This is a genomic window from Shewanella sp. 0m-6, from assembly GCF_052977325.1.
Map to the genome: position 1 here is coordinate 45,138 of NZ_JBRIMD010000012.1, position 25,307 is coordinate 70,444.

General features: G+C 43.7%; 23 protein-coding genes. 12 read left to right on the top strand and 11 right to left on the bottom strand.

Annotated elements, in window-relative coordinates; all coding sequences use genetic code 11:
* Positions 1-464: 464 nt before the first annotated feature.
* Genes ACVBJC_RS11065 through ACVBJC_RS11075 form a run of 3 tightly spaced genes read left to right on the top strand, consistent with a single transcriptional unit; the run spans position 465 to position 3,488 of the window.
* Positions 465-2,456 carry a heme lyase CcmF/NrfE family subunit gene (locus ACVBJC_RS11065; RefSeq protein ID WP_447160843.1) on the top strand — a complete coding sequence of 664 codons (1,992 nt, stop codon included), beginning with the start codon at positions 465-467 and terminating at the stop codon, positions 2,454-2,456.
* The gene (locus ACVBJC_RS11070; protein WP_447160842.1) at positions 2,453-2,911 is read left to right on the top strand and encodes a cytochrome c-type biogenesis protein; all 459 of its coding nucleotides are present in this window, start codon (positions 2,453-2,455) and stop codon (positions 2,909-2,911) included. The genes ACVBJC_RS11065 and ACVBJC_RS11070 overlap by 4 nt, the downstream gene beginning before the upstream one ends.
* Complete coding sequence (locus ACVBJC_RS11075; RefSeq protein WP_447160841.1) at positions 2,904-3,488, top strand: TlpA family protein disulfide reductase; 585 nt, start codon at positions 2,904-2,906, stop codon at positions 3,486-3,488. Before ACVBJC_RS11070 ends, ACVBJC_RS11075 begins: the two co-directional genes overlap by 8 nt.
* A gap of 184 nt (positions 3,489-3,672) precedes the next feature.
* On the opposite strand, the gene nhaC is transcribed toward ACVBJC_RS11075, so the two are convergent.
* Positions 3,673-5,199 (bottom strand): Na+/H+ antiporter NhaC, encoded by a 1,527-nt coding sequence (gene nhaC / locus ACVBJC_RS11080; RefSeq protein ID WP_447160840.1) that lies wholly within the window; start codon positions 5,197-5,199, stop codon positions 3,673-3,675.
* A 474-nt stretch (positions 5,200-5,673) separates the two neighbouring features.
* Here nhaC and ACVBJC_RS11085 point away from each other — a divergent pair, with 474 nt between their 5' ends.
* Positions 5,674-5,901, top strand: coding sequence for a hypothetical protein (locus tag ACVBJC_RS11085; RefSeq protein ID WP_447160839.1), 228 nt, complete (start codon positions 5,674-5,676; stop codon positions 5,899-5,901).
* Positions 5,902-6,052: 151 nt separating this feature from the next.
* The gene (locus tag ACVBJC_RS11090) at positions 6,053-6,631 is read left to right on the top strand and encodes a nucleoside triphosphate pyrophosphohydrolase family protein (RefSeq protein WP_447160838.1); all 579 of its coding nucleotides are present in this window, start codon (positions 6,053-6,055) and stop codon (positions 6,629-6,631) included.
* A 74-nt stretch (positions 6,632-6,705) separates the two neighbouring features.
* Here the strand turns inward: ACVBJC_RS11090 and ACVBJC_RS11095 are convergent, their stop codons facing one another.
* The 5 genes from ACVBJC_RS11095 to ACVBJC_RS11115 all read right to left on the bottom strand — a co-directional run bounded on the left by ACVBJC_RS11095 (position 6,706) and on the right by ACVBJC_RS11115 (position 12,570).
* A complete protein-coding gene (locus tag ACVBJC_RS11095; protein ID WP_447160837.1) occupies positions 6,706-7,752 on the bottom strand; it encodes a hypothetical protein in 1,047 nt (348 codons plus the stop codon).
* 296 nt (positions 7,753-8,048) lie between these two features.
* Positions 8,049-8,579, bottom strand: a complete 531-nt coding sequence (locus tag ACVBJC_RS11100; protein ID WP_447160836.1) for a hypothetical protein — start codon at positions 8,577-8,579, stop codon at positions 8,049-8,051.
* A gap of 254 nt (positions 8,580-8,833) precedes the next feature.
* The gene (gene ubiA, locus ACVBJC_RS11105) at positions 8,834-9,700 is read right to left on the bottom strand and encodes a 4-hydroxybenzoate octaprenyltransferase (protein ID WP_447160835.1); all 867 of its coding nucleotides are present in this window, start codon (positions 9,698-9,700) and stop codon (positions 8,834-8,836) included.
* A gap of 206 nt (positions 9,701-9,906) precedes the next feature.
* Complete coding sequence (gene uvrD, locus ACVBJC_RS11110; RefSeq protein ID WP_447160834.1) at positions 9,907-12,072, bottom strand: DNA helicase II; 2,166 nt, start codon at positions 12,070-12,072, stop codon at positions 9,907-9,909.
* Positions 12,073-12,216: 144 nt separating this feature from the next.
* Positions 12,217-12,570, bottom strand: coding sequence for a RidA family protein (locus ACVBJC_RS11115; RefSeq protein WP_447160833.1), 354 nt, complete (start codon positions 12,568-12,570; stop codon positions 12,217-12,219).
* A gap of 362 nt (positions 12,571-12,932) precedes the next feature.
* Between ACVBJC_RS11115 and ACVBJC_RS11120 the strand changes: the two genes are divergently transcribed.
* A complete protein-coding gene (locus tag ACVBJC_RS11120; RefSeq protein WP_447160832.1) occupies positions 12,933-15,017 on the top strand; it encodes a putative bifunctional diguanylate cyclase/phosphodiesterase in 2,085 nt (694 codons plus the stop codon).
* A gap of 140 nt (positions 15,018-15,157) precedes the next feature.
* On the opposite strand, the gene ACVBJC_RS11125 is transcribed toward ACVBJC_RS11120, so the two are convergent.
* Genes ACVBJC_RS11125 through ACVBJC_RS11135 form a run of 3 tightly spaced genes read right to left on the bottom strand, consistent with a single transcriptional unit; the run spans position 15,158 to position 17,529 of the window.
* Positions 15,158-16,093 (bottom strand): SPFH domain-containing protein, encoded by a 936-nt coding sequence (locus ACVBJC_RS11125; protein ID WP_447160831.1) that lies wholly within the window; start codon positions 16,091-16,093, stop codon positions 15,158-15,160.
* Complete coding sequence (locus ACVBJC_RS11130) at positions 16,093-17,022, bottom strand: SPFH domain-containing protein (RefSeq protein ID WP_447160830.1); 930 nt, start codon at positions 17,020-17,022, stop codon at positions 16,093-16,095. Before ACVBJC_RS11130 ends, ACVBJC_RS11125 begins: the two co-directional genes overlap by 1 nt.
* A 24-nt stretch (positions 17,023-17,046) precedes the next feature.
* The gene (locus ACVBJC_RS11135) at positions 17,047-17,529 is read right to left on the bottom strand and encodes an NfeD family protein (protein ID WP_447160829.1); all 483 of its coding nucleotides are present in this window, start codon (positions 17,527-17,529) and stop codon (positions 17,047-17,049) included.
* Positions 17,530-17,923: 394 nt separating this feature from the next.
* On the opposite strand from ACVBJC_RS11135, the gene ACVBJC_RS11140 reads away from it, so the two are divergent.
* Positions 17,924-18,676: an outer membrane protein OmpK gene (locus ACVBJC_RS11140; protein WP_447160828.1), complete on the top strand. Its 753-nt coding sequence runs from the start codon at positions 17,924-17,926 to the stop codon at positions 18,674-18,676.
* Between the two features lie 76 nt (positions 18,677-18,752).
* Here the strand turns inward: ACVBJC_RS11140 and udp are convergent, their stop codons facing one another.
* Positions 18,753-19,511, bottom strand: a complete 759-nt coding sequence (gene udp / locus ACVBJC_RS11145; RefSeq protein ID WP_447160827.1) for a uridine phosphorylase — start codon at positions 19,509-19,511, stop codon at positions 18,753-18,755.
* A gap of 494 nt (positions 19,512-20,005) precedes the next feature.
* Between udp and ACVBJC_RS11150 the strand changes: the two genes are divergently transcribed.
* Positions 20,006-20,221, top strand: a complete 216-nt coding sequence (locus tag ACVBJC_RS11150) for a YdcH family protein (RefSeq protein WP_447160826.1) — start codon at positions 20,006-20,008, stop codon at positions 20,219-20,221.
* A 61-nt stretch (positions 20,222-20,282) separates the two neighbouring features.
* Here ACVBJC_RS11150 and ACVBJC_RS11155 read toward each other — a convergent pair whose 3' ends face one another.
* Positions 20,283-20,741, bottom strand: coding sequence for a hypothetical protein (locus ACVBJC_RS11155; protein ID WP_447160825.1), 459 nt, complete (start codon positions 20,739-20,741; stop codon positions 20,283-20,285).
* Positions 20,742-20,984: 243 nt separating this feature from the next.
* Between ACVBJC_RS11155 and ACVBJC_RS11160 the strand changes: the two genes are divergently transcribed.
* The 4 genes from ACVBJC_RS11160 to ACVBJC_RS11175 all read left to right on the top strand — a co-directional run bounded on the left by ACVBJC_RS11160 (position 20,985) and on the right by ACVBJC_RS11175 (position 25,281).
* Positions 20,985-21,821: a mechanosensitive ion channel family protein gene (locus ACVBJC_RS11160; RefSeq protein WP_447160824.1), complete on the top strand. Its 837-nt coding sequence runs from the start codon at positions 20,985-20,987 to the stop codon at positions 21,819-21,821.
* Positions 21,822-22,069: 248 nt separating this feature from the next.
* Positions 22,070-23,110: an outer membrane beta-barrel protein gene (locus tag ACVBJC_RS11165; RefSeq protein WP_447160823.1), complete on the top strand. Its 1,041-nt coding sequence runs from the start codon at positions 22,070-22,072 to the stop codon at positions 23,108-23,110.
* Between the two features lie 303 nt (positions 23,111-23,413).
* Positions 23,414-24,346 (top strand): LysR family transcriptional regulator, encoded by a 933-nt coding sequence (locus ACVBJC_RS11170; protein WP_447160822.1) that lies wholly within the window; start codon positions 23,414-23,416, stop codon positions 24,344-24,346.
* Positions 24,343-25,281 carry a LysR substrate-binding domain-containing protein gene (locus tag ACVBJC_RS11175; protein WP_447160821.1) on the top strand — a complete coding sequence of 313 codons (939 nt, stop codon included), beginning with the start codon at positions 24,343-24,345 and terminating at the stop codon, positions 25,279-25,281. Before ACVBJC_RS11170 ends, ACVBJC_RS11175 begins: the two co-directional genes overlap by 4 nt.
* Positions 25,282-25,307 lie beyond the last annotated feature (26 nt).

Below are 25,307 nucleotides of genomic sequence, written 5' to 3' on the forward strand. Positions count from 1 at the left end.
ATTGAGTTGACGCTATTTTCCACATCTTTTTTGCGAAAAATATGCGTCACAGCAAAAAATGAGATCTAGAAAAGTGCAGATAGTAAAAAACCAGTGAAAATACATTATATACAACAACTTAAGCAATCCTGCTGAGTGTGTTTTTCATTTGTAATAGCATTTTTTGATATCTAAAAGAACCTAAAAAAAGCGCCTTTAGACGTGAAAAAATATCACTGCGTAGCTGGAGTGCAATAAAGGTTAGAGAGGTCACAAAACACTTCACTAATATACCCTACCCTTAGCCTTAACGGCCTGTTTAAGGCTTTGCTTGAATAGTTGCACATAAAGTAGTGAATTAATGAAAAGTAAGAATAGCTATATAACAACGGCTAGAAACTAATATTAAACCACACAGAAAAAAACATTAACAAAAGAATATAACCAACCCAATAATTTATTAGAACATAGAGAATATAATTAAGATGATCCCAGAACTCGGACTTATTTTTCTAATAATTAGCACTGTGTCGGCCTTGTTGCTTTCATTTATCCCTCTTTATGCTTCTTATACCAAAAATAGCTACCTGTTTAGCTATGTAAAGTCATTAACAGCATTAATGACCGTTACCATTAGCGCCTCTATTTTGTGTTTATTGATCTCTTTCCTGCTTGATGACTTTTCAGTGGCCTATGTTGCCAATCATTCCAATACTCAATTAGCGACCTTATATAAAGTGGCCGCGGTGTGGGGCAGCCATGAGGGTTCCATGTTGTTTTGGGTGGTATCCATCGCGATTTGGGGTTGTTTAATCGTGTTTTCATCGCGCTATCAAGACCCACTGTTTATTGGCCGCATGATTGCTATATTGGCGTTTGTGATTGCAGGCTTTAACTTGTTTATGCTGTTTACCTCTAATCCTTTTGCCCGCTTGCTACCTAACTTTCCAATTGAGGGTCGCGACCTTAACCCCATTTTGCAAGACATAGGGCTTATCTTCCATCCACCTATGCTGTTTTTAGGCTACGTGGGGTTAACTGTTACTTTTGCTGCGGCGATTGCGGCTTTGCTTGGCGGCCAATTTACTCAACAGCACGCCAGTTATCTGCGCCCTTGGGCGCTCATGGCGTGGGTATTCTTAACGGGCGGTAATGCCTTTGGTTCATGGTGGGCTTATAACGAGCTTGGCTGGGGCGGATGGTGGTTCTGGGATCCGGTAGAAAATGCCTCGTTTATTCCTTGGCTGGTAGCCACCGCCCTGCTGCACAGTGTCGTACTGAGCCAGCAACGTAGCAGCTTTAAAATAGCCACCTTATTACTGTGTTTATTGGCGTTCTCTTTGAGTTTACTCGGCACCTTCTTGGTGCGCTCTGGCATTGTGCAGTCGGTGCATGCTTTTGCCTCAGATCCCACTCGCGGCATGTCGATTCTATTCCTGCTTGGGGTATTCGTGTGTGGCGCGCTTACCCTGTTTGCCCTAAAAGCCAACCTGATAAAATCCAAGTCGGAATTTGCGCTACTATCGCGCGACACCATAATGCTGCTGGGTAATATCGTATTAGTGGTGGCGGCTATCTCTGTATTACTCGGAACCTTCTACCCGCTGCTATTTGAACTGCTTAATTTAGGTACGCTGTCGGTGGGTGCACCTTATTTCAATAGCATCTTTGTGCCGCTCACCTTCGTGGCGGTATTGCTCATGGGCGCGGCGCCATTGCTCAAGTGGCAACAGCAGTCGTTAAATCGCTTATACCCACTTGCAGGACTTTTCGCGCTAGCTGCCACCATAGGTGTATTAGTGGCCATGCAAACTCGCGACGGCTTTACCCCTTGGGTATGGCTTGGCGCAACGGCGGCAAGCTGGGTGGTGCTGACATTAAGTTATTTAGTATTTAGCCTTCGCCAGCAAGGCTTAGCGGTTATCGCTACCAAGTCGGCGATGATGATTGCTCACTTTGGCGTGGCAATCACCATTATCGGCGCCACGGCGGTATCTAACTTTGAAACGGAGGAGCTATTAAGAATGGGTCCAGGCCAAGGTAAAGTCGTGGCAGGCTACACCTTTGTATATGAAGATACGGTTGATGTGGACGCTAAGAGCTACACCGCGATTCAGGCCAATATTCGTGTAACCGATAGCGATGATAACTTTGTTGGTTACATTACCCCTCAGCGTCAAACCTTTAAAACCAACGCCATGGAAACGACTCAAGCAGGCATTATGCGCAATCTAGTGCGCGACCTGTATGTATCTAGCGGTCAGCAGCTTAGCGAGACTGAATACTTAGTGCGTATTAGCCATAAACCGCTAGCTTGCTGGATCTGGATTGGCGGCTTGATGATGATGCTTGGCGGCGTTATTGCTGCGCTGTCTGGTCTTTATCAGCTACGCCTGCGTAGCTGCCAAACAGCTAACACACCGTATCAAGCTGCTGCCTGTAAAACTGCAGTCTGTAAAGCAGGAGAACTCGCATGAGTAAAGCTTACACCTCATCGTTAATCCGCTTGTTAGCAGGCTTGGCTATTTTGCTGTGCATCAGTCTTTCGGTGCAAGCGTCAGCCCAAGCGGCTAGCGACAAAATCCACTACACCCAAGATCAAATTCGTGATTTGGGTTTTGAAATCGCCCACGAGCTACGCTGCCCGATGTCGGTCAACCAAAACCTATTTGATTCGGGGGCACCGATTGCGAGCGAGCTTAAAGGTCAGATTTTTTTAATGCTGGAACAAGGTGAGTCCAAAGCTGAGATCATCGACTTTTTAGTACAACGCTATGGCGAAAAAATCAGATACCAACCTAGCTTTTCAGCCGCAACGGCGGTGCTGTGGTTTGGGCCGATATTGCTACTATTTGGCATTATTGCGTTTGCAGTAATGTGGATCCGTGAACAACGTAAACATCAAGACATGAAGGCTAACACCTATGAATAAAACACACCTGCTGAGCGGCTTACTGGTGCTCTCATCTTTGCTTATGCCAGCTCAGGCGCAAGTTGCTTCAACCAAGGTTTATAACACTGGTGACGCCATTGAAAAGCCGCTAATTATGTCACGCTTTATCGAAATGCAATCGGCGCGATCAGTACCTGAAGTAAAGTTTACCGACACCAAGGGCGATGAGATCAGCCTAAAACAGTTTAAGGGCAAGCTGGTGCTAGTGAATCTGTGGGCCACATGGTGTGCACCGTGCATTAAAGAGATCCCGCAGATGGAAAACATCCGCCAAGTGAATAAGAATAACGACTTGGTGGTGGTACCTATCTCTATCGATGAAGAGAGTGACAAGGTGCAAGCTTTCTTAGAGCGCCATAAACTTGGCCATTATCAGACCTGGTTAGACCCAAAGAAAAGCATCGATCAGGTGATGCCTGCTGACGTTGTCCCTGCAACTTATGTATTTGACGGCTCGGGTAACCTTGTGGGTTTCTTGCGTGGCTACCTCGATTGGGGCGACAAAGAGGTGCAACCTTACCTTGAAAAGCTGACGGCGAAGTACGCTAATCGTTAGTTCTAGGATCAAGGCTCAAGATCCTAGGTCCTAGGTCCTAGGTCCTAGGTCCTAAAGTGATTTTCACCCTCTCCATGGTGATATTTGGCTTTGCTAATTGCTGCATTAATAACAGTTATTAATTGCTACGGCCAAACGCCTTGTCGGGGACTAACTGACAAGGCTTTTTTTTGCTTAGCGTTTACTAACCAACCGCTGTAACAGGATTTTTTTCAACCGGCTCTATACGCTCAATCTTAAAATCATATTTTGCGTAAGCAGCACTAATCAACGGGCAGACTAAGTTAAAAAAGGCATAAGGCAGATAAGCCACTGTCGCCACCCCAAGAGTACTGGCCATATAGGCGCCGCACGTGTTCCACGGAATTAACGGACTAGTAATAGTGGCTGAGTCTTCTAGCGCACGACTTAGATTAACAGGGGCTAAGCCGCGCTTAGCGTATTCCACTTTAAGCATGCGTCCAGGTAGCACGATGGCAATAAACTGATCGGCGGTAATTAAGTTGGCACCTATACCACTCGCTAACGTTGTCAAAATCAAGCTACCACTTGATTTCACTAGGCCTAAGATACTTTGCAAAATACGCTTTAACAGGCCTGTGACTTCCATAATACCGCCAAAGGTCATGGCGCATAAAATGAGCCACACTGTATTGATCATGCTGCTCATGCCACCGCGGCTGAGGAGATTATCTAATACTTCATCACCTGTGTTAGCTGTGTAGCCGTTAAACATCGCTACCCAAATACCTTTCACCAGTGCAACCACGGGCATTAGGCTGGCATCATTGGCAAACTTGACCACATTCTCAAACTGAAATAGTGCCGCGCATACAGCACCTGCGATGGTACCGATTATTACAGTCGGAAATGCCGGGATTTTTTTCCAGGCCAAGATCAACACCACAAGTAGTGGTAATAACAGATGAGCACCGGGGTTAAATTGCGTATCAATAAGGTATAAGGTCGTTTCAAAGTTATTATTATCGACGCTCGCCTGGGTGTTAAAACCTAAGATTAAAAAGCCAATCATGGCGATAATGATACTGGGGGCAGTCGTCCATATCATGTGGCGAATATGACTGAATATATCCGTGCCCGCGACCGCAGGAGCCAAATTAGTGGTGTCTGACATTGGTGACATTTTATCACCAAAATAGGCGCCACTGATGATGGCACCGGCAGTAATTTCCACATTAAGCCCCATAGCCGAAGCCACACCGACCAAGGCAATGCCTAAGGTACCTGCGACTGTCCACGAGCTACCGATACTGATCGCCACCACGGCGCATAGTAAGCAACAGGCCGCATAGAAATACTCAGGGTTGAGCACTAACATACCGTAATAGATCATGGTGGGCACCGTACCTGCGAGCACCCAAGCTCCTATCAAAGAACCGACTGTGAATAAGATTAATATGGCGCCCGTTGCGACACCTATACTGCGAACAATTCCTTGCTCCATCTCAGTCCAGCTGTAGCCATTTTTCCAACCGATAAGTAAGCCGATACAGCCCGCCATAATCAAAGCGATTTGATTGGCACCGTAGGAGCTGTCGGACGAAAACAGATACACGGCGGCAGTGAGCATCATGACCAAAGCGATTATCGGGATCAGGGCGTCGAGCAGTGAAGGAGCGCGATGTCGACTATCTTCTATAGGGTCAATAGTCACCGACTCTGACTGTTGAAGATCATTATTGGAGCTCATGAGGTATCCTCTTATTATTCTTACCTATGCTAAGCACTCAACGCTGTAACGGGTCGCCTTTACGACGAGCAGAACAGCTAAATGTTATGGATATGAGCGATAGGCTGGAGCAGCATCCTTACATAAAATTAACAACACCGTCTAGCGTGGAGCTTGGGCGCTGGTGCCACCCTAGTCTTTCGTGCATATGAAAATAGCCTAGCCATTCAAACTAATCACTCTATATCGATTAAATATGCAAACAATACCCATATTTAAAAACCCACCTAACGCGTGATAAAAATTCATCTCAGAATGGTTTATCGGTTAAAATGGCAACAATTATGCAAAATAAGTTGGAAGCATGACTCTTATGGCTTATATCAAAAATAGAGTGAGCAGCGATGTTTATATCACTGCTTAAATAAGGCATTTCAATGAGCAGTTAAAATAAGAAGTTAAATGAGCAGAAACTGAGGAAGTGAAGCCATAATTATGAGTCATTTTAGCATTAGCCGATTAAGCACCAGTATAGGAATCGTTAAGCTCCAGGGCGAAATACAGCAAGCAAAAACGATCACTATGACCCAATTTTCTATCATGGGTACCGATGGCTGGTTCGAGCTTGATCTGACTCATCAAGACAGTCAAAACTTAATCAATCAGATCCAAGCTGAAATTGTGGCTCACCTTACAATATCACTGAGCTCTAGAGCACAATAAATCAATAGCTTGTTGATACTATTACTTAGCCTTAAGACCTGATCCGCCCCCACTCAGACATTTTCAATTACGCAGCACGGCTTTCCTTTGCAGACTCATTTCTTTAGTATGGCGACTCTTAAATCTATTTAGCAGCAAAGGCATATTACCGATGAAATTATCCGCTTTGGATCAGCCACTATACGATCACTTATATCGCGATATTCGAGAGTTTCGCTTAACTTTCGATCTACCGATTGAAGATATCAGCACTCTGGATGATAAAGCCGATACGCTACACACATCGCTTGCGATAGAAGAGCTAACCGAGCTTGCTGAGGCCGATAGCCGTGTAGAGCAAGCCGATGCTATCGTCGATTCAATTTATGTATTAATGGGCAGGTTAGTGCATTTAGGCGCAACTCAAGTGAGTGATCGTCTTGAAATCAGCTACGTTATCGATTTACTTTTACATGTGGCCAAAAACCGTGAGATCGACTTTGTCACCTGTTGGGATGAAGTGCACTCAAGCAATATGAGCAAGGTGTGCCGTAACGAGCAAGAGCTTGCTGAGACTGTCGAATTTTACGCCAAGCAAGGCGTGGAAATTGTGGGTAGCACCAAGGGTGATTTTATCATTGCCAAGTGCGCTAAAGACGTTGATATGGCCGGTAAAATAGTTCGTCAAGGTAAGGTGCTTAAGTCGGTTTACTACCGCCCTGCCGATCTAGAAAAGTTAGTTAAAGCATAATTTTGCTTCAAACCAATACAGCAGCTATCTTGCTGTATTGGTCTATTCAAATATCAACTCAGACAAGAATATAACTAAGCCGCTTGCGCTACGTTGATGAGTTCCGTTAGCGCTGTAGGCTGATCAACATGTAAATACAGCTGCTGTATATCTTCTGGTAACACACTCATAGCGCCATAATAACGCTGTGGAACCTTCAGTTTTATCTGTACATTACTGTCACCACGGCCTAAGTGCACCTGCTCGGTTTGTTCTTTCGTCCCATCATCACTTAATAACTTACTGCGGCGATACTGGCCAACATTGATGGCTTCGATGTCAGTTAACGGCAACATAATAAAGCCCCAGACGCCGGCATTAATCACCAAATATTGCTGATGTAAGTAGACACTGTAATAGCGAGCAAGACGATAGTTCGCCCTCGCCATCACTAAGCAGTAACCAATAAAGCTCGAGACTAAAATGGCGGTAATCACACTCCATGATGCCAACAGCCAATAACTCAGTACCGTAGCCGACAATATACCTAAGTTAACTAACAAGTAGTGCCAACGCGAAGCTGACCAAAGTTGCAGTTTGCACAGTGCTGGCGGGTGCTGCCTAGATAGATGATTTAAAGCATAAAACCAGTTCACCACTTCCATCGCCAATGTCATTGCCACGCCATGAGCTTGCAGTGCTTTTTCAGTTAGAGGCTTGCCTTGCACGCCATCATGGATATGTAGGCGCGGATCACCGGGTAATTTTCGCCCTTGCCATAAAGACTTAACCACGCGGTATATTAGCGTTACTTGCAGCATCAATAGCACCACAATAATCGGATAGCGGATCCAACTAATAAACTCGAAATAACTCGCAAGTTCGGTAGGAAAGCTAAATCGCGCCATCAAACTACTCAAACTGAATATAAGCAACATTTTCCACCAATGCTGCTGGCCAATATAGATAATGCAGTAGCCATAAATTGCAGGCAATAACACAAAATAGCCAATCGAGCTGGCAACGGTTAGCCACTGTTCAACAGGAGTTACCATTGACTCTGGCAGCCAGTAAAAACCTGCCGAATAGACCATAATGGCACAAAACAAAAATATTAAGCGGTACTTAACGCTACGACGCATTCTAAGACCCTTGATGGTTGTTAAGTATTTGTTATAGCAGATATAGTAACGCTATTGCCATAAAAGAAGGCGAAAGGCTATTATTTGGCCAGATAAATATGGCTGTTAATGATAAGAATTGCGCAGCGGATTAGGGCGGGCGTAGCTAAATGCAAAAGATTTTGAAGGGTCATTGAAACCGGTGACAAGGTGAACTCTGCACGTAAATGAGGCGCAGACATCACCAACCAACTAAATAAATAACTCAGAGAAGTTCAAGCTTATACCGTGACAATACTGCAATAATTTAATACCGATTAACTGATCCCGCGCTGCTCGATTTTCAAGATACAGGGCGTTTTGATTACAACCTTGGCACTTTTATGAGTGAACTTATGCTCATACCAATGTATGTACAAACGCAGCTCTATATTGTCACTAAAATTATTGCTGTTATAAAAGTCGCGATAACAGCGACTATGCTCTAAATATCCCCCGTGATAGAGCTTTAACATGCGTTGACCTATGTGAATTTCTCGAAAGTCGACACCATGGGCAGAGTTATGAGGAAAACGATACTCACCATAACGGTACTGACCATCAAGTACCTCGATGTTCCGCCCTTTAGTTAGCAATGAATTTAATTGCAATGCATCAACCCGACTGGTTAAACATAACCCACTAAGGGCTACGCAACTCACTATTGCGAATGTCCAACGAATAAACCCTTGGGGCTTAAAGCGACTGACCAATAACCAAATAAGTAAAATAGAGACGCTGATACACAATAGAGCTAACTCATAATCGGCCCACTGCCCCGCCTCATAAGTCGTATTCCAAGCTGCCATAATCCCTCCGTAGCCACCAAATCCCTTTGTGTTTACTACCCGATACGTTAGCTAGCCAATATGTCATTTAGATGACCCTTTATAAGGGCTAGCTGATTGGTATGAGTATAGTCAGGAATATCTGGCTCTGTTGTATACGAAAGGGAAGCTAATCGAAGTCCTACTTGGGGCATAAAAAAACGCCTCATTATGAGACGTTTTATATGACTAACTTGATATGAAAGCTTATATGAAGAGCTCAGTGGGTTTAGCGCTTAACCTAGGACTAAATAGTCTAATATCAGTGCAGTAAACAACACAAAACCCGCCCAGTTATTATTTAAAAAGGCAGTAAAGCAAGGTCCACGTTCGCGGCCATAAATCAATTTTTGTTGATAAACACCAAAACCAATGAAGGCCAAAATACCTAGGCCGTAAATCTCACCCCGGCCAGCAAGCATGCCCGCAATAATAAAGCAGCTTAGTGCCGCAAACTGAAACGCTGCAATAATCTGCCTGTCGTAGCGGCCAAATAGAATCGCTGTAGACTTAATACCAACCTTCAAATCATCATCGCGGTCCACCATGGCGTACATGGTGTCATACGCCACAGTCCAGCACCAGTTAGCAGCAAATAGCCACCACGCTTCAATCGGTACCGCGCCAGTTTGGGCTGCATAGGCCATAGGAATAGACCAGCTCCACACTGTGCCGAGGAACATTTGCGGCATATTAGTGTAGCGTTTGGTAAAGGGGTAAATAATGGTAAGAATAATACCGACAATAGAAAGTTTGACCACCAGAGGATTGAGCATTAGCACTAAAGCGAAAGCAAGCAGTGCCATGACGACAAACAAGAGTAGCGCCTCTTTACTTGAGACTTCACCGCTCGCGAGCGGTCTGGCTTTAGTGCGCTCCACATGCGAGTCAAGATCCCTATCGGCATAGTCGTTGATGATACAGCCGCAGGCTCGCATCACCACCACGCCGATAACAAAAATAATAAAGACCTTAAGATCGGGCAAGCCACCAGCGGCAAACGTTAAGGCCATCAAACAGGGCCACAATAACAACAAGGTACCAATGGGACGGTCCATACGCGCGAGTCGCATATAAACGTCTAGTTTATCCCTTACATTCATGATTAGGCTCTCCTACAACGTCTTCGGCCTTAGTTTTGTAACCGCATTATGACTGAGCTGTAACAGTATTCAACCAGTATTGAGATAAATAAAATCAGTGCCGGTTTTATCGGCTAAAAATAAGGCTGAGCTTCACGCTCAGCCTTAGATTCAATGGTCGTTAATCGCGTAATATCCAAGCTGCTATCTATAACTGCTTAGCTGTATTACACTTTCTCTAAACGGGCGTAAGCGATCACTAACCACTTGCTGCCCACGTCGAAAAAGTTAACCTGAATACGTGCCTGCGCACCACTACCTTCATAATTGGTCACTGTGCCTTCACCAAATTTCGGGTGCATAACACGTTGACCTATCTTAAAACCTGAATCATTGAAGCTATCGTCTTGCTTGCTAAAGCGAGTGCTCACTGCAGGCGCTGACACTTGAGTGCGCATGCGGATCTCTTGCACATATTGCTCTGGGATCTCTTTAACAAAACGCGACGGTCTCGCAAAGCTTTCACGGCCATAGATACGTCTAGACTCAGCATAAGTGATATACAGCTTTTGCATGGCGCGGGTCATACCCACATAACAAAGGCGGCGCTCTTCATCGAGACGATCCCCCTCATCAATCGCCATTTGGCTTGGGAATAAACCTTCTTCAACCCCAGCCATAAATACCATTGGGAACTCAAGACCTTTGGCCGAGTGCAATGTCATCAATTGCACCGCATCAGTAAACTCGTCCGCCTGGCCTTCACCGGCTTCTAATGCCGCATGCGACAAGAAAGCATTAAGCTCACCCATATCTTCAATTTCTTCAGGCATCACAAAGCTGCGTGCAGCCGTGACCAATTCTTCTAAGTTCTCAACACGAGCGCGCGCCTTTTCACTCTTCTCCGCTTCATACATCGCCTTAAGACCCGATGTTTGAATAACATGGTCTGTCATGCGGTGCAAAGATTGCTCGTCGGTGTCCATTCGCATGGCGATAATCAAATCCATAAAGCCACGCACTGCATTCGCGGCGCGCCCAGCAAGGACTTTCTCTTCCAGTAAGCGAACACTCGCTTCCCACAAGGTCATCTCTTGTTGGCGTGCAGTCGTGCGAATAATGTCTAAGGTACGGTCGCCAATACCACGGGTTGGGGTATTCACCACACGTTCAAAGGCGGCATCATCATTTTTATTGTTGATAAGCCTTAAGTAACCCATGGCGTCTTTAATTTCTTGACGCTCGAAGAAGCGCAGGCCGCCATAAATACGATAGGCGATACCTTTGTGTAGCAAGGCTTCTTCCAATACACGTGACTGAGCGTTTGAACGATATAAAATGGCGCAATCTTCAAGCTTGCCGCCTTCATCTTGCCAGTCAGTAATGCGACCAACGATAAAGCGCGCTTCATCCATTTCATTAAACGCACAATACAGCCCTATCGGCTCGCCGTCTTTGTCGTCGGTCCACAGTTTTTTGCCCATGCGGTCTGGGTTATTGGCAATCAGCTCATTCGAAGCATTAAGGATATTGCCGCTTGAACGGTAATTTTGCTCTAATCGAATGGTTTGCGCTGCTGGGAAATCAGCTAAGAACTTATGTAAATTTTCAACCTGAGCGCCACGCCAGCCGTAAATAGACTGGTCATCATCACCAACGATCATCACGTTGGCAGTTGAACCTGCAAGCACGCGGATCCACGCATATTGAATGGCGTTGGTATCTTGGAACTCGTCCACCAATATGTGCTTAAATCTATCTTGGTAATGATCCAAAATATGCGGTTTGTTGAGCCATAACTCATGCGCTCTTAGCAGGATTTCAGCGAAATCTACCAGGCCAGCACGGTCACATGAGTCTTGATAGATTTGGTAGATCTTCAGTAAGTTTTGCTCAATCGGAAAACCGCCAGCATCGATATGCGATGGGCGTAGACCTAAGTCTTTCTTACCATTGATATAACCTTGGGCTTGTCTTGGCGGATACTGCTTCTCATCCAAGTTAAGGCTTTTTAGAATACGTTTGATTAGACGCAGTTGATCGTCTGAATCTAAGATCTGGAAGCTCTCAGGAAGATTAGCATCTTTATAATGGGTACGTAGCAATCTATGGGCTAAGCCGTGAAAGGTGCCGATCCACATACGGCCCACATTGCCACCAGCGACTTTTTCAACTCGCTCGCGCATCTCTTTCGCCGCTTTATTGGTAAAAGTTACCGCTAAAATGGCATAAGGGCTTTGCTGTTCAACCTGCATCAACCAGGCAATTCTATGGGTTAACACCCGCGTTTTGCCACTACCTGCACCCGCCAAAACTAGCATGCTAGATTGCGGTGCACCAACAGCTTCGCGCTGCTTGTCGTTTAGGCCGTCGAGTAAAGATGATACGTCCATTATTGCCTCCAAAAAATCAGGCGAGAAGTATAACAGAACCTAGGAACTCGGGGATAGAATTAGCGCGATTGCACTGGGTTAAAATCGAAGAGGGAATAGAGTTACCGAAGCGAAAATCCACCTCGGTAATGGGTCGGCCTAAGGTTAAGCTTTTTCAGCAGCAACCACTGAAATTTCAACTAACAGCGCTTCGCGCGCCATTTTAGCTTCAACACAGGCGCGTGCGGGTGCATGCCCTGCTGGAACCCATGCATCCCAAACTGCGTTCATTTGGGCAAAATACTGCATATCTTTAATATAGATAGTGGCAGATAAAATATGCTCTCTGTCGCTGCCCGCTTGCTCAAGTAAACTATCGACTTTTTCTAGCATGGTACGAGTCTGCTCCTCAATGCCCTGCTCAGCATCCTTAGCCACCTGGCCACATAAATAGATGGTACCGTTATGCTTTACGATACGGCTCATACGGGCTGCGGTTTCAATTCTTTCAATCGTCATTGTTAACTCTGTTACTCAATTAATTGGGTTATTAGCGTAATTCTAAATAATATCTCATTGATTAGCATCTGATTTATCTATGAAAAATTGTCAATACATCAGCGGGTATTTTGTTAGCATTGAGCTAATCTACCATTTATTGATTTAAGTCCTATACTTAGTTCAAAAAAGTAATCAACGGATTTGATTGCTGATTGTTTAAAGGACTAAATATGGTTTATCCAAAAACCCAGTTTTTCTTACTCTACCAAGACCATTGTGTCTTTTACTCTACTTTTTTAGAGCATCTTCGCTATACGACAGCCTTGTTAACTCATTTTCAATTGCAATTAAATCCTCAAAGCTGCGTGAGGATCTGAGGTATGCAACCAAATACTAAGCGCTCAATCATCTCTAAGAACCTATGCCTAGTCATGGTTATTTTCAACGCCAGCATAGGGTTATTTTGGTTATTAGATCTCTCTAGCCAACACTCAACATTATCAATGATGCTGCCGCTATTTTTACTGGCTAATATTATCGTTCTGAGCCTGCTGAGCTGGCAGTTACATCACCACTCGACTCGCCTCAATCAACGAGTAAAAGCCAGAGAAAACAACCATGTGCAAAGACACAAAACATCGCAGCCCACTCGCACTCACAATGTGCCACTGGGTAACATAGAAGACAGCCTTAAACACGCCAATGAAAGCTTAACTGCGGCAGTGATTCAAACTCAAGCGATTGAGTCACGCCAAGCAGAGACTCAACTCTTCTCAACGATTTTAGATGCTATAGATGTTGCGATTTATGCCGTTGACAGCAAAGGGCAATGCATTTTTGCCAACCCACAATGTGCACGACTATTAGGCTATAACCACCCTGACCTCCTATTCAATTCAAATATCCAACAACTACTTTATCAACAAGATAACGCACAGGATTTTGAACTATCAATACAAGATCTTGAAGCTATCAAAAAAGATATTTTTTGGAAGGCTGATGGTACTCACTTCCCCGTCGAGTACAACTTACAACCACTGACGCTACATAATCAAAGCAATGGTGCCATCATCTCTTTTTATGACAATAGTGAACGCAAGAAAGCGGAAGAACTGATCCGTCGCCAGGCCCATTATGATGCCTTAACCGATCTGCCTAACCGCTTCTTGGCGTTAAAACGTCTTGAACAGTTAGTGAATGCCAGTGAAAGAAGCGGCAAAATGCTCGCTGTCATCTTCCTTGATTTGGATGATTTCAAAAAAATTAACGATTCACTGGGTCATGAAGCAGGAGATCAATTACTCATCACAGCCTCTAAGCGTCTATTAAAAACCACCAGAGCCGAAGATACTGTAGGCCGCTTAGGTGGCGATGAGTTTATTATTTTACTCGACGGCCTTTCGAGCGCTAACGATGCCCAACCTCTGGCGGAAAACCTCATCAGTGGTTTTAGAAAGCCATTTTATATCGACAATCGTCAACTCATTCTCACCGCGAGTATCGGTATCGCCATCTACCCTAACGATGGTGAAACCCCTTCTGAACTATTACGAAATGCCGATTCAGCCATGTACCATACTAAGAGTATTGGCCGTAACACATACTCTTACTTCACCCATGCAATGAACAAGGAGGTCTCTCGCCGTCTGGCTATCGAAGAACAGATCCACGGTGCCTTAGAGCGTGGTGAGCTTAGAGTTCATTATCAGATCCAACTCGACATTAGAGATGGCAGCATTATGGGGGCTGAGGCACTGTTACGTTGGAGCAATCCGGCGTTGGGTAACGTATCTCCTGCGGAGTTTATTCCGATTGCCGAGCAAACCGGCATGATTGAGCCTATGGGGGAGTTTGCTCTACAGCAAGCATTAGAGACTGCACAAATTTGGCAGAAAAAATTTAATGACAAGTTTAGGGTCGCAATAAACCTTTCGCCTCGTCAATTTAGGAATCCAAAGCTGGTACAAACCATTATTGATAACGTTAATCAGTTCGGCATGAAACCTGAGGATCTTGAGTTGGAGATCACTGAGGGCGTACTACTCAGCGGTCATGCTTATACGCTAGGTGCATTAATGGAGTTAAGCCAAGCCGGTTTTTGTATCTCAATGGATGATTTTGGTACCGGCTACTCTTCTCTTAGTTATTTAAAAACTTACCCATTTACCATACTGAAAATCGATCGTAGCTTTATTAATGATATGAATAAAGACGATAAGAGTAATGACCTTATTATCGCCACGATTGAAATGGCTCACGCTTTAGGCATTAGAGTGATTGCTGAGGGAGTAGAGACTCAGGAGCAACTCGACGAGTTAAGCTTTATGATGTGCGATTACGCTCAAGGCTTCTTGATCAGTAAGCCTGTACCGCTAAAAGAGCTATTAAAAATTGGCTTTCGCTACAAAAAAGTACATCAAAAAAACGCATTAAAAAATGAATCTGAAACCTTAAAAGTTATTTAACTGAACCGAAAAAATGACTAATCTTTACACCTAGAATTTGCAGCTGTTTACCGCTAATCACAATAGCTTTATAGACAAAAAAGCATAAAAAAATACTAGACCCATTTCTGAATCTAGTATTTTTATTAAGTATCAATATGTTACTTTTTGCTTTCTTCTAAACCAATACTATTCATCCAGTGATCAAAGTCCATCATATTACCCGGTAAAATGACCTTACTCTGACCAGTACTGACTCCATCAAGCTGCTTTAAGTATTGCGCACCTAACTGCATACGCACCACATTCTTACCACCAGGCGCTGCAATTACCATTGCCATACGCTCAATCGACTCCGCTGTTGCACGTGCAATGGTTAAGATCTCTTCGCCCTTACCTTCAGCCTCGTTAATACGGCGCTGCATCTCACCTTCTGAGTGATTAATGGTTTCCGTTTTAATACCTTCAGAGCGGTTGATCTTACTCTGCTTATCACCTTCACTCTTGGCCAATAATGCACGACGCTCACGCTCAGCATTTACCTGCATCTCCATCGCATTTTTAACCGTTTCTGGTGGCGTGATATTTTTAATTTCATAACGATGCACTCGTATGCCCCACATGGCACCAGCTTGATCTAGCACTTCAACCACTTTTGCACTAATCACGTCACGCTCTTCAAAAGTGCGGTCTAAATCTAGGGTTCCAATCACGCTGCGCGTCGTCGTTTGCGCCAATTGAATCGCCGCATATCGGTAATCTGTCACACCATAACTGGCTTTAACGGGATCAACGACCGAGATATAGATAACACCATCGACTTCCACATTCACTTCATCACAAGAAAAGCACTCTTGCGGTGGTACATCAATCGTCTCTTCTTTTAGATCGTGTATGTAAGATACTTTGTCGACAAAGGGGATTAAGGCGTGAAAGCCCGCATCTAAGGTGGAATGATATTTACCTAAACGCTCAACAATATAAGCTGATTTTGTTGGTACTAAACGGATCGATTGAAATAACTTAATCACAAAAATAGCAAAGATTAAGCCCCAAATAGCCATAACAATTAAATCGGTATCAATTCCTGCAATCATTAGCGTGCTCCTTTTACTGAATTGGCAGCCACGGCACTAGTGACCTGTTCCATGCCTTCGAAAAAACCTTCAATCTTAGCCAGCTCTGCCGGGACCACCGACACATCAGCTTCAGCTAAAATCTTACCGACTTGGGCAATAAACTGCTCTTTTAGCTGCATGTTCATCGCTTCATTACCGCCATCTTTAGCAAGAGCCGCAGACACAAGCTCCATACCTTCCGCTTTTGCTCTGGCAACAATCGCGATCTCTTGTGCGGTACCTTTTGCTTCATTAATCCGGCGCTGTTTTTCCCCCTCAGACAAGTTAATCGCCTGTTGGCGCTCACCTTCAGATAAATTAATCATCGCTGCCTTTTCGGCATTTGCTAAGGTGATTTCAGCGCGCTTACTGCGCTCTGCTTCCATCTGTTTTTCTAAAGTATGAATAACTTTACGAGATGGAGTGATATTCTTAATTTCATAACGCAGCACCTTGATCCCCCAAGGATCAGAGGCTTTATCGATCTCACGTACAATCGATTCATTAAGGCTATCTCTCTCCGAGAATGTCTGACTAAGGCTCAACTTACCTATCTCTGAGCGCATGGTCGTTTGGGCAAGGTTCACCGCAGCGCGGCGATAATCTTCAATACCGTAGCTGGCAAGCTTACCGTCCATCACTTTGAGGTAGACTAAGCCATCGACTTCTAACTGAGTATTATCTTTTGAAATACAACTTTGTGGTGGCACATCAAGTACTTGCTCACGGATTTCATGTTTATAAGCCACCCGGTCAAAAAACGGGATCAAGAAATGAAATCCTGGCTGCAGCACTGTACGAAACTTTCCTAAACGTTCGATCACATTGACCTCACGCATAGGCACAATTAACAGCAACTTATAGAGGATAAAAAAAACAAATAGAACAAAGAGTGTAAATGCAAACATAAATAGATTCCTTCCTTAAAGCGATTACTTTTCTTTTACGAAGTGCTCATTGTCAGCCTCTATAGGCTCAACCACTAACGCAATATTATCTCGACAGATAATCCTAACCTGTGAGCCGGCGGCAATCTCGCTACCATCTCCCAAAGCTGACCATTCGCTGCCCTGAAATTCAATCCGCCCCATTTGTTGAGCCGGACCAATTGTTTGTTTGACGATAGCGAGCTGATTATAAATTTCCAACTCTTCGTCTGTGTTGTCAATGTGAGCGTCTCCGCCAACCAACTTCTGTGTGATCTGGCGAAATGCCAGTAAGAGAACCATAGATGCGATAAACCAAAGCGTTAAACTTTGTACTATGCCTTCGACTAAACCTATAGCCAAAGCACTTGCTACAACCAAACAAGCCGCGCCTAAAAGAATCACAATACCACCTGGTAAAATGATCTCTGCCAGCATAAGAATAATGCCGATACATGCCCAGATAAAGATGGGATTTGAAAACTCCATATTTCCCCCTGAAATGAAAGAGTCAAGCAATGACTATATCAGTTGCGCATCATTTGTGCGACATAATATGTCAGTATTCAGTATTCCATAAATGTAACTAAAGCTGTCAGCCCTCAGCTATCGCAACCCTATCACGGCCTTTATCAAGAGTAAAAAGTTGTCCGGCAGTTATAGCGCGTTTGTTTTAATACACAATAATGACACGATTTAAAAACTACTAATTAGCATTTATTCAAGGCATTACCGTGAGACGATGACCATAAGCTCGAAAAATAATGACAAACCATTTGAACATTGTTCGCACAACCCCTATATTCCCCGCCAATGAAACACATGTTTAGTTTATTTCAAATTAGCTGCACCCTAGATCTCATAAAAATAAGAAGGTTTTACGATGAACAACAAACTACTTTGTTTAGCTTTATTGGTTAGCCCTACGGCGATGGCTGATAATATGGTTAACTGGTGGGACGCCAGCGTCACTGCGCTTTATGGCGAAAATTATGATTTAGCGCCATCTGAGAAGCAAACGACCCTCACATTTGAAACCGCTGGTGATTGGAAATACGGTGACTGGTTTGCCTTCCAAGATGTGACTTACTTTAATGGCTCTAATGCCAATAAAGACAACACCACCTATGGTGAGATCTCGACTCGTTTTAGTGCCGGCAAGATATTAGGCAAAACAGTTGGTTTCGGTCCAGTTACCGATCTATCACTGGCGCTAACGCTTGAAGAAGGCGAAGGCCCAGTTAAGAGCTTCTTATACGGTGTGGGTATGGATATCAAGATCCCTTACTTCAGCTACTTTCAACTTAACACCTACCGTCGACACGCTATGAGTAGTGACAACATCAGTGACGGTTGGCAGTTATCACCCGCTTTTAGAATGGACTTCCCTGTTGGTAACTCCAACATCGTATTTGACGGTTTCTTTGACTGGGTATTTGCTGCTGACGAAGGTGCTTACGAGACAAACTTTCACTTCAATCCGCAACTAAAATATGACTTAGGCGCTGTTGTATTAGGCGAGCATAAGCAGAACAAGCTATTTGTGGGTATCGAATACGATTACTGGAAAAACAAGTACGGTGTCGATGGTATCGTTCAAAATACATTTTCAGTGATTGCTAAGTATCACTTCTAATCTTTGCTATTAATGCGACGGTTTAGAACACAAAAAAAGGCGCATATAGCGCCTTTTTTATTGCATGAGTGTCAACTTATGCAAGCAACTTCTTCGCTGCTGCAACCACGATTGATACCGCGCTTACTTCGGTTTTCTTCATTGTCGCTTCATCAGGGATCTCTTGCTGAGTACGGTTAACAATCACCCCAGCAACACATGCCGCACGCCAACCTTGTGATGCACACATGGTAAATAGCGTTGAAGACTCCATTTCATAGTTTAATACACCCAAGTCTTGCCACTCTTGCATAGAGCCCTTGAACTGGCGAGTGACGCGACCCGAAACAGTGTCGTAACGTTCTTGACCTGGATAGAAGGTATCTGACGATGCAGTAATACCAATATGAGGCTCAAGACCCGCTTCACGACTCGCTGCAACCATAGCGGTTGTACATTCGAAGTTTGCTACCGCAGGGTATTCCATTGGCGCAAAATGTAAGCTTGCACCATCTAAACGTACTGATGCTTGAGTCACAATCACATCACCCACATTTACATGCGGCTGAATTGCACCTGTGGTACCCACACGTAGGAAAGTACGCACACCAAGTTGAGCCAATTCTTCTACTGCAATAGAAGTTGATGGACCACCAATACCAGTAGAACACACCACTACTGCCTTACCATCGATATATGCCAGGTAGCTGGTATATTCACGGTGGCTCGCTAAAAATGTCGCATTCTCCATCAACTCTGCAATACGCTTAACACGCTCTGGATCGCCTGGCACGATCGCTAAACTAGCACCATCTAACATCTCTTTAGTCAGGCCTAAATGAAATACATCAGACATCGTGAAAACCCCTTTCATTTTTGAATTTATAAATCTTATTAATTCGACTTTAACCTAGTCTTGACGCCAAAAAGGTTAAATAGATCACACTTTACCCGCCAAGAGTAAATGATATGTCGTAATCTAGTTACTAAATCAATCAAAGAATAGAGCTAGAATATAGCAGCTCTCACCTATTCTGCCAGTGATAGGACAGCGCAAATGACGTGCGAATAATGCAGGCATATCAAGTGGATGTTATATAAAATAAAGCAATATTAGCAACAACTTAGATAGTTAGCACCGTCTCAACATTACTGATTAAACGACCGTTTTTTTCACTATAACTATCTTGTATTACAGTGGGATTATCGACTAAAAACAGTTGTAGATTTAGATAAACAAATCAATCGTTCATTACTTGATCAATGTCACATTTAACGACTAAAAATCGCGCTAGTTTAAAGTTGAACCAAACGAAAAATCGTCATAAAACCAGCAAGAAGGACGCCTGCATGTTTCCAGAATACAGAGAACTTATCAGTCAGTTAAAGACATCTGACGCGCATTTTCAGAAGAAGTTTAACAAGCACAACCAGCTCGATGAGGAAATAAAGAACCTGGAGCAGCACAGTGCAAGCGACTACACCCCTGAAGTGCATGAGCTCAAACTACAGAAGTTACATTTAAAAGAAGAGATCTACGATATCTTGAAGGAACGTTCGGCTTAACCGAAATACAAACATTAAAAAGGGCGCTTAGCGCCCTTTTTTACATCAAATGCGTAGGCGACTACTTCAACCCAGCCTGCAGTGCTTCAGTTGTCTCATAAAATGTAATATTAGTGATCTGATTATTAGTCAACTCTATCAGGGTCGCTTGGTCTTTTATCGCTGGCAATGGCTTGGTTTGCTCACCTTCATTGTCTAGCGCCACTCTATAAGGAAATTTCTTAAACTGAGGTAGAGCAACAAAACGAGCGATCAGTGACGGCATGCCACTAATATCTGCCACATAAACTAATGCAGTATCTTTGACTAGCTCAGGTTCAGCTTCCAATGCTTCTTGAATTAAGGTGCCGCCATCCATACTACGACTGAACAATACACGCGTTGTTGTGCTATCAACTTGATATTGAGCCTCGTGTTGATCTTGTAACTTGATGTCTGTGATTTGATCACCAACTTTATACTCATTGGCCCAAACTGACGTGGCTAACATGCTACATAAAACGAAAATAACAGCTCTCATAATTGAACTCGGCAAATTAGAATTAGCAGAAAGAGTAACCTATTCTATACAGAGCAACAGTAAACTTAACAGCAAAGCATGATCCTCTTCACGCAAAGCCTACTGACATTCAAAACCAAATGTTTCTCTGGCTATACATGTATAAATTATAAGTTACAAAACAGTTTTATTTCAGTGAGTTAATTATTTCGCAAAATTGGTATAAGCTAATCAAAAAATAAGTTGTCATAAAGGATAGTTAACATGAATGAGCAAGGCCTAGATCAAGAGATCGCGCAGTTGCAAAATGCTTACTCTGCAATTACTGAATTTCTGGTGCAATATAGCTTCAGTATTCTTGGTGCCATCATTATCTTTTTAATCGGGATCTGGATCGCTGCTAAAACAGCTAACCTTGTTACGCGCATTTTTGAAAAGCACGATATTGATATCACTCTCAGCAATTTTGCCAGTAACTTTGTCCGCATCTTAGTCATCGCCATGGTCGGTATTATTGCCTTAGGCAAACTAGGGATCAGCGTAACCCCTATGGTCGCCGCAATAGGCGCCGCATCTCTTGGTGCAGGTCTTGCGCTACAGGGCATGCTTTCAAATTATGCAGCTGGTATCACCATTATTGTCACCCGGCCTTTTATTGTCGGTAACACCATCGAAATTAAAGGGGTCGGTGGACTTGTTAAAGATATCCATTTAGGCATGACAGTGCTAACCAATGAAGAAGGTGAAGAGATTAATATCCCCAATAAACATATTGTCGGTGAGATCTTACATAACTCTTTTGCAAATAAGCTGGTCGAAACAAAGTTCAATATCAGTTATCAATCTGATCCTGAGCAGGTCATTGCTCTGCTTGCTAAAGTATTAAGCGACAGCTCCAAGGTCTATCAGGGTGATAAGGCGCAAATCGGCGTTAATGACTTTAATAGTATTGGTATCGAGATAGGCATTCGCTATTGGGTACCAACCCAAAGCTATTACCAGGACAAATACCAAACCAATGCCGCTCTCTTTAAAGCCCTCAAGCAAGCCAATATAGAGATCCCCTGCCCAGTTAGACAAATTCATATTCAAGAACCCTAAGCTAAACTTCAGCATAGCGGCTCCCCCTGAGCCGCTATGTATTGGTATTTTTCATCATCTAATCTACTTATAACAAAAGCCAGCCACAAACCATTTTTAGGCTATTAAGAGTCATATCAGCCACAAGTCATAAGTAAAACAAATAATCGTTATTCGTTTTGCTGTATCGCTCTGATTTAACGAATACTGCAGAATGCCGCCATTGAAAGATGCACAGATAAAGTATATTAAAATTCAATGGAGACAATATGATGAACAAAACAGTGCTCGCATTAGCATTATTAAGTACATGCGGATATGCCAACGCGGCAGACGTGGATAATACTTGGTACATTGGCGCAGGCGCAGGCCAAAGCAACTATGAGTCAGTAGACGCGATAAGCCATCTAGGCGACGACAGCGACTTAGCCTGGAATGCCCTAGTCGGTTATCAACTAAACAAATACCTGGCCTTTGAAGCTGGCTGGCAAGATCTGGGGACTGATGATGACACTCACCAATGGGGTGGTTTAGACGGTAGCCAATCGATAGATGTTGATGGCTTTACTTTAGGCCTTGTTGGTACATTGCCACTGTCTGAAAAATGGTTCTTAACCGGTGAAGCGGGTGCTTTCCAGTATCATTTATCTCACCAAATAAACGCTAACCAATACGTTAGCGCAACCGATACGGCTCCTTACTTTGGCGCTGGCGTGGGCTATAACATCACAGACTCATTGGCGATTTCAGCTAAATACCGTCGTTTCGCTAACATTGATGAAACGGCATGGAACACGGCAAACATGGATGCGCAAACTGTTGGCCTACAGTTAACTTACCGCTTTGGTGTTAAGCCTGCTGCAACAACCGCAGCGATCTTACCCGCTGTTATCGAAAAGCAAACTAAGCCAATGCCTAGACCTGAGCCAGTACCAGCACCTGAATATGAAGTCGTCACAGAACAAAGCAGTGTCGCGGTGCTATTTGGTTTCGACTCAGCAGAACTCAATAGCGAAGCGAAGGCAAAATTGGATGACGTGATCCAGCTTTCTAAGCAAACCGTTCAAGATGTTATTTTACTCAATGGCCAATCTGATAACCAAGGTAATAGCCAATACAATCTTAAGCTGTCAGAAAAGCGTGTACAGCAGGTAGAAGCATACTTAACTTCTCACGGTGTTGATGTAGAGCGTATTGATACTGATGCCATCGGTGATCAAGATGCCCATGCTGATTCACGTAAAGGTCGTGCATTAGAGCGCCGCGTTATTGTAACGTTAACCAGCCAAGAAACCGTTATTGTCTCTTAAGTCATCCGTTAGAAATCGTATCATTAATATGGACCCGACTGAGCAAGGACTGCGACATGGTACTCAAGGATCCCTTTAGGCTGATAAGGCGAAGGGGCGTAAGGCTCACGTTAACCAAGGCGGTTAACGTGCATGCTTACCAAGGACACTACTGGACAAATTACGCTTATTTAAGGGTAAACATGGACAGACATGAGCCAAGGATGGCTTTGATGGTCTCCAAATTGATTCATGTCATCATCGCCTATTCAAGCTGAGATTTATCATTTATAGTCAGATTGTTAATAGGGACTAGGTAACATAATGCTTACTCAGCTTAATCTTGAACGTCTTAAAAATTGCGACCTCAATTTATTACTTGCCCTTGCTGTCTTGCTAAAAGAGGCTCATGTTTCTAATGCCGCTAAACATCTAGGCCTTTCCCAGTCAGCGATGAGTCAAATACTCAAACGCTTACGATTAATGTTTGCCGACCCATTACTGCTAAAGAGCAACAATGGCATGACACTAACCAACAAAGCGCAAGCCATTGCTTTGGAGTTAACCCCCTTACTAGACAAAACAGCTCGATTATTAGAAGCCGAACATTTCAACCCCAAAACGGCTCAAGGGCGCATCCGATTCATTATGAACGATATTACCGCCCAGCTGATTATTGCGCCATTAATTGAGCTCATGAGTGAACAGGCTCCCGGTATTGAACTAGAATATATTTCTCAAAATGCCAACGGATTTCAACTACTCAGACGTGGGCAAGCTGATGTCGTTATTGGCTTTTACGATAATGTCTCCACTCCAATTGTTAGCACTGCAATAGGTCGAGCACCTTGGCAAATGGTCACCCACAAAACGACCAATCAGAAAAACCTTCACTCAGACAAAGATGCAATTAAGCTATTACGCTATCAATTTCAAGAGCATAACCAATTACACTCAATTGAAGCGCTAGAGGACCTAAATGCACTCGATGCCGCTTATACCTTAACGACAAATTCATTAAGTGCCCTGCTTTATGCCCTACAAACAAATAATACCGTCACCTTACTGCCGCATTTTGCTATGAGAATTTTGCCTGAAGATGAGACTCAAAATTTCGACTGGTTAGGTTCACCGATTAATCTTGAGCTAAAAGTCTGCTGGGATCGCCATCAAAGAGCCCCTGAATTACAACAATGGTTTAGACGTCAGATCATCGCACTATGCCATAAACATCTACTTGTAGAAAAAGCCTTATGAACCCAACAGATTTAAAAATTATTCAGCAATGCGACTTAAACTTATTACTCAGTTTAGCCATTTTGATTGAAGAGCAAAGCGTCTCTAAAAGTGCTGAAAGGCTAGATATATCTCAGCCAGCGATGAGTCAAAATTTAAAAAAACTTCGCGCCGTTTTTGATGACCCACTATTTGTAAAACAGGGACAAGGCATTAAGGCTACCAGTAAAGCATTACGCCTCTATAGTTCACTCACAGAATGGCTGCAACTGAGTGAGCGGCTCATCTCTCAGAGCGCGTTCGATCCAATGAAAAGTCATGGGGTGATCCGTATTGCGTTTATGGACGACCTCACCCAGACAATGATCCCGATGCTGCTAGATAAAATACTCATGTCAGCGCCTAATGTAGAGCTCGAATTTGTCCATAAACCCAAGGATGTTTTTTCCTTGCTAGAGTCCGGTGAGATTGATATCGCAGCAGCGGGCACAGATACGCCTCCAGCCAATATCCATGGGCGCCATATCAGTAGTGATAATTACTGTGCCGCCTATAGTCGACATCATCCTTTAGCTAAAATTAAGCAACCGACATTAGCGCAAATTTTTGCATATGATACCGCCGAGTATTCAGCTTCAAACTCAGTTGAAGCTGAGATAACTCAACTGGCATTACATAACCAGTTGCAGCGTAAAATCACCCTTATTAGTGGCTCGTTTCAAGTATTGTTACAAGGCTTGCTAGCAGGAAAACATGTCGGTTTTGTATCGCAGCGAACGCTGGCATCAAAAAAGTGGCAATCGAGATTAGAAGCGGTAGTGCTTAAAGAGCTGCCTCAACTAGACAGCACCCTTTACTGGCATGCCAGAGTTCACAAAGACCCGTTAATCCAGTGGTTTAAAGACCAGTGCTTAGATGTCGCGAACACATTAAAACAGCAAAGCAACATAAACTAGGTTGGCAATACCAAGAGTATTAAATC

Bases quoted from the DNA above. Each gene is read 5' to 3' on its own strand.
- uvrD (WP_447160834.1), bottom strand. From the start codon at position 12,072: ATGGACGTATCATCTTTACTCGACGGCCTAAACGACAAGCAGCGCGAA.
- ACVBJC_RS11160 (WP_447160824.1), top strand. From the start codon at position 20,985: ATGAATGAGCAAGGCCTAGATCAAGAGATCGCGCAGTTGCAAAATGCT.
- ACVBJC_RS11125 (WP_447160831.1), bottom strand. From the start codon at position 16,093: ATGATTGCAGGAATTGATACCGATTTAATTGTTATGGCTATTTGGGGC.
- ubiA (WP_447160835.1), bottom strand. From the start codon at position 9,700: ATGAATGTAAGGGATAAACTAGACGTTTATATGCGACTCGCGCGTATG.
- ACVBJC_RS11085 (WP_447160839.1), top strand. From the start codon at position 5,674: ATGAGTCATTTTAGCATTAGCCGATTAAGCACCAGTATAGGAATCGTT.
- ACVBJC_RS11170 (WP_447160822.1), top strand. From the start codon at position 23,414: ATGCTTACTCAGCTTAATCTTGAACGTCTTAAAAATTGCGACCTCAAT.
- ACVBJC_RS11150 (WP_447160826.1), top strand. From the start codon at position 20,006: ATGTTTCCAGAATACAGAGAACTTATCAGTCAGTTAAAGACATCTGAC.
- ACVBJC_RS11135 (WP_447160829.1), bottom strand. From the start codon at position 17,529: ATGGAGTTTTCAAATCCCATCTTTATCTGGGCATGTATCGGCATTATT.
- ACVBJC_RS11140 (WP_447160828.1), top strand. From the start codon at position 17,924: ATGAACAACAAACTACTTTGTTTAGCTTTATTGGTTAGCCCTACGGCG.
- ACVBJC_RS11155 (WP_447160825.1), bottom strand. From the start codon at position 20,741: ATGAGAGCTGTTATTTTCGTTTTATGTAGCATGTTAGCCACGTCAGTT.
- ACVBJC_RS11130 (WP_447160830.1), bottom strand. From the start codon at position 17,022: ATGTTTGCATTTACACTCTTTGTTCTATTTGTTTTTTTTATCCTCTAT.
- ACVBJC_RS11120 (WP_447160832.1), top strand. From the start codon at position 12,933: ATGCAACCAAATACTAAGCGCTCAATCATCTCTAAGAACCTATGCCTA.
- ACVBJC_RS11165 (WP_447160823.1), top strand. From the start codon at position 22,070: ATGATGAACAAAACAGTGCTCGCATTAGCATTATTAAGTACATGCGGA.
- ACVBJC_RS11175 (WP_447160821.1), top strand. From the start codon at position 24,343: ATGAACCCAACAGATTTAAAAATTATTCAGCAATGCGACTTAAACTTA.
- ACVBJC_RS11075 (WP_447160841.1), top strand. From the start codon at position 2,904: ATGAATAAAACACACCTGCTGAGCGGCTTACTGGTGCTCTCATCTTTG.
- ACVBJC_RS11100 (WP_447160836.1), bottom strand. From the start codon at position 8,579: ATGGCAGCTTGGAATACGACTTATGAGGCGGGGCAGTGGGCCGATTAT.
- ACVBJC_RS11070 (WP_447160842.1), top strand. From the start codon at position 2,453: ATGAGTAAAGCTTACACCTCATCGTTAATCCGCTTGTTAGCAGGCTTG.
- nhaC (WP_447160840.1), bottom strand. From the start codon at position 5,199: ATGAGCTCCAATAATGATCTTCAACAGTCAGAGTCGGTGACTATTGAC.
- ACVBJC_RS11115 (WP_447160833.1), bottom strand. From the start codon at position 12,570: ATGACGATTGAAAGAATTGAAACCGCAGCCCGTATGAGCCGTATCGTA.
- ACVBJC_RS11090 (WP_447160838.1), top strand. From the start codon at position 6,053: ATGAAATTATCCGCTTTGGATCAGCCACTATACGATCACTTATATCGC.
- udp (WP_447160827.1), bottom strand. From the start codon at position 19,511: ATGTCTGATGTATTTCATTTAGGCCTGACTAAAGAGATGTTAGATGGT.
- ACVBJC_RS11095 (WP_447160837.1), bottom strand. From the start codon at position 7,752: ATGCGTCGTAGCGTTAAGTACCGCTTAATATTTTTGTTTTGTGCCATT.
- ACVBJC_RS11065 (WP_447160843.1), top strand. From the start codon at position 465: ATGATCCCAGAACTCGGACTTATTTTTCTAATAATTAGCACTGTGTCG.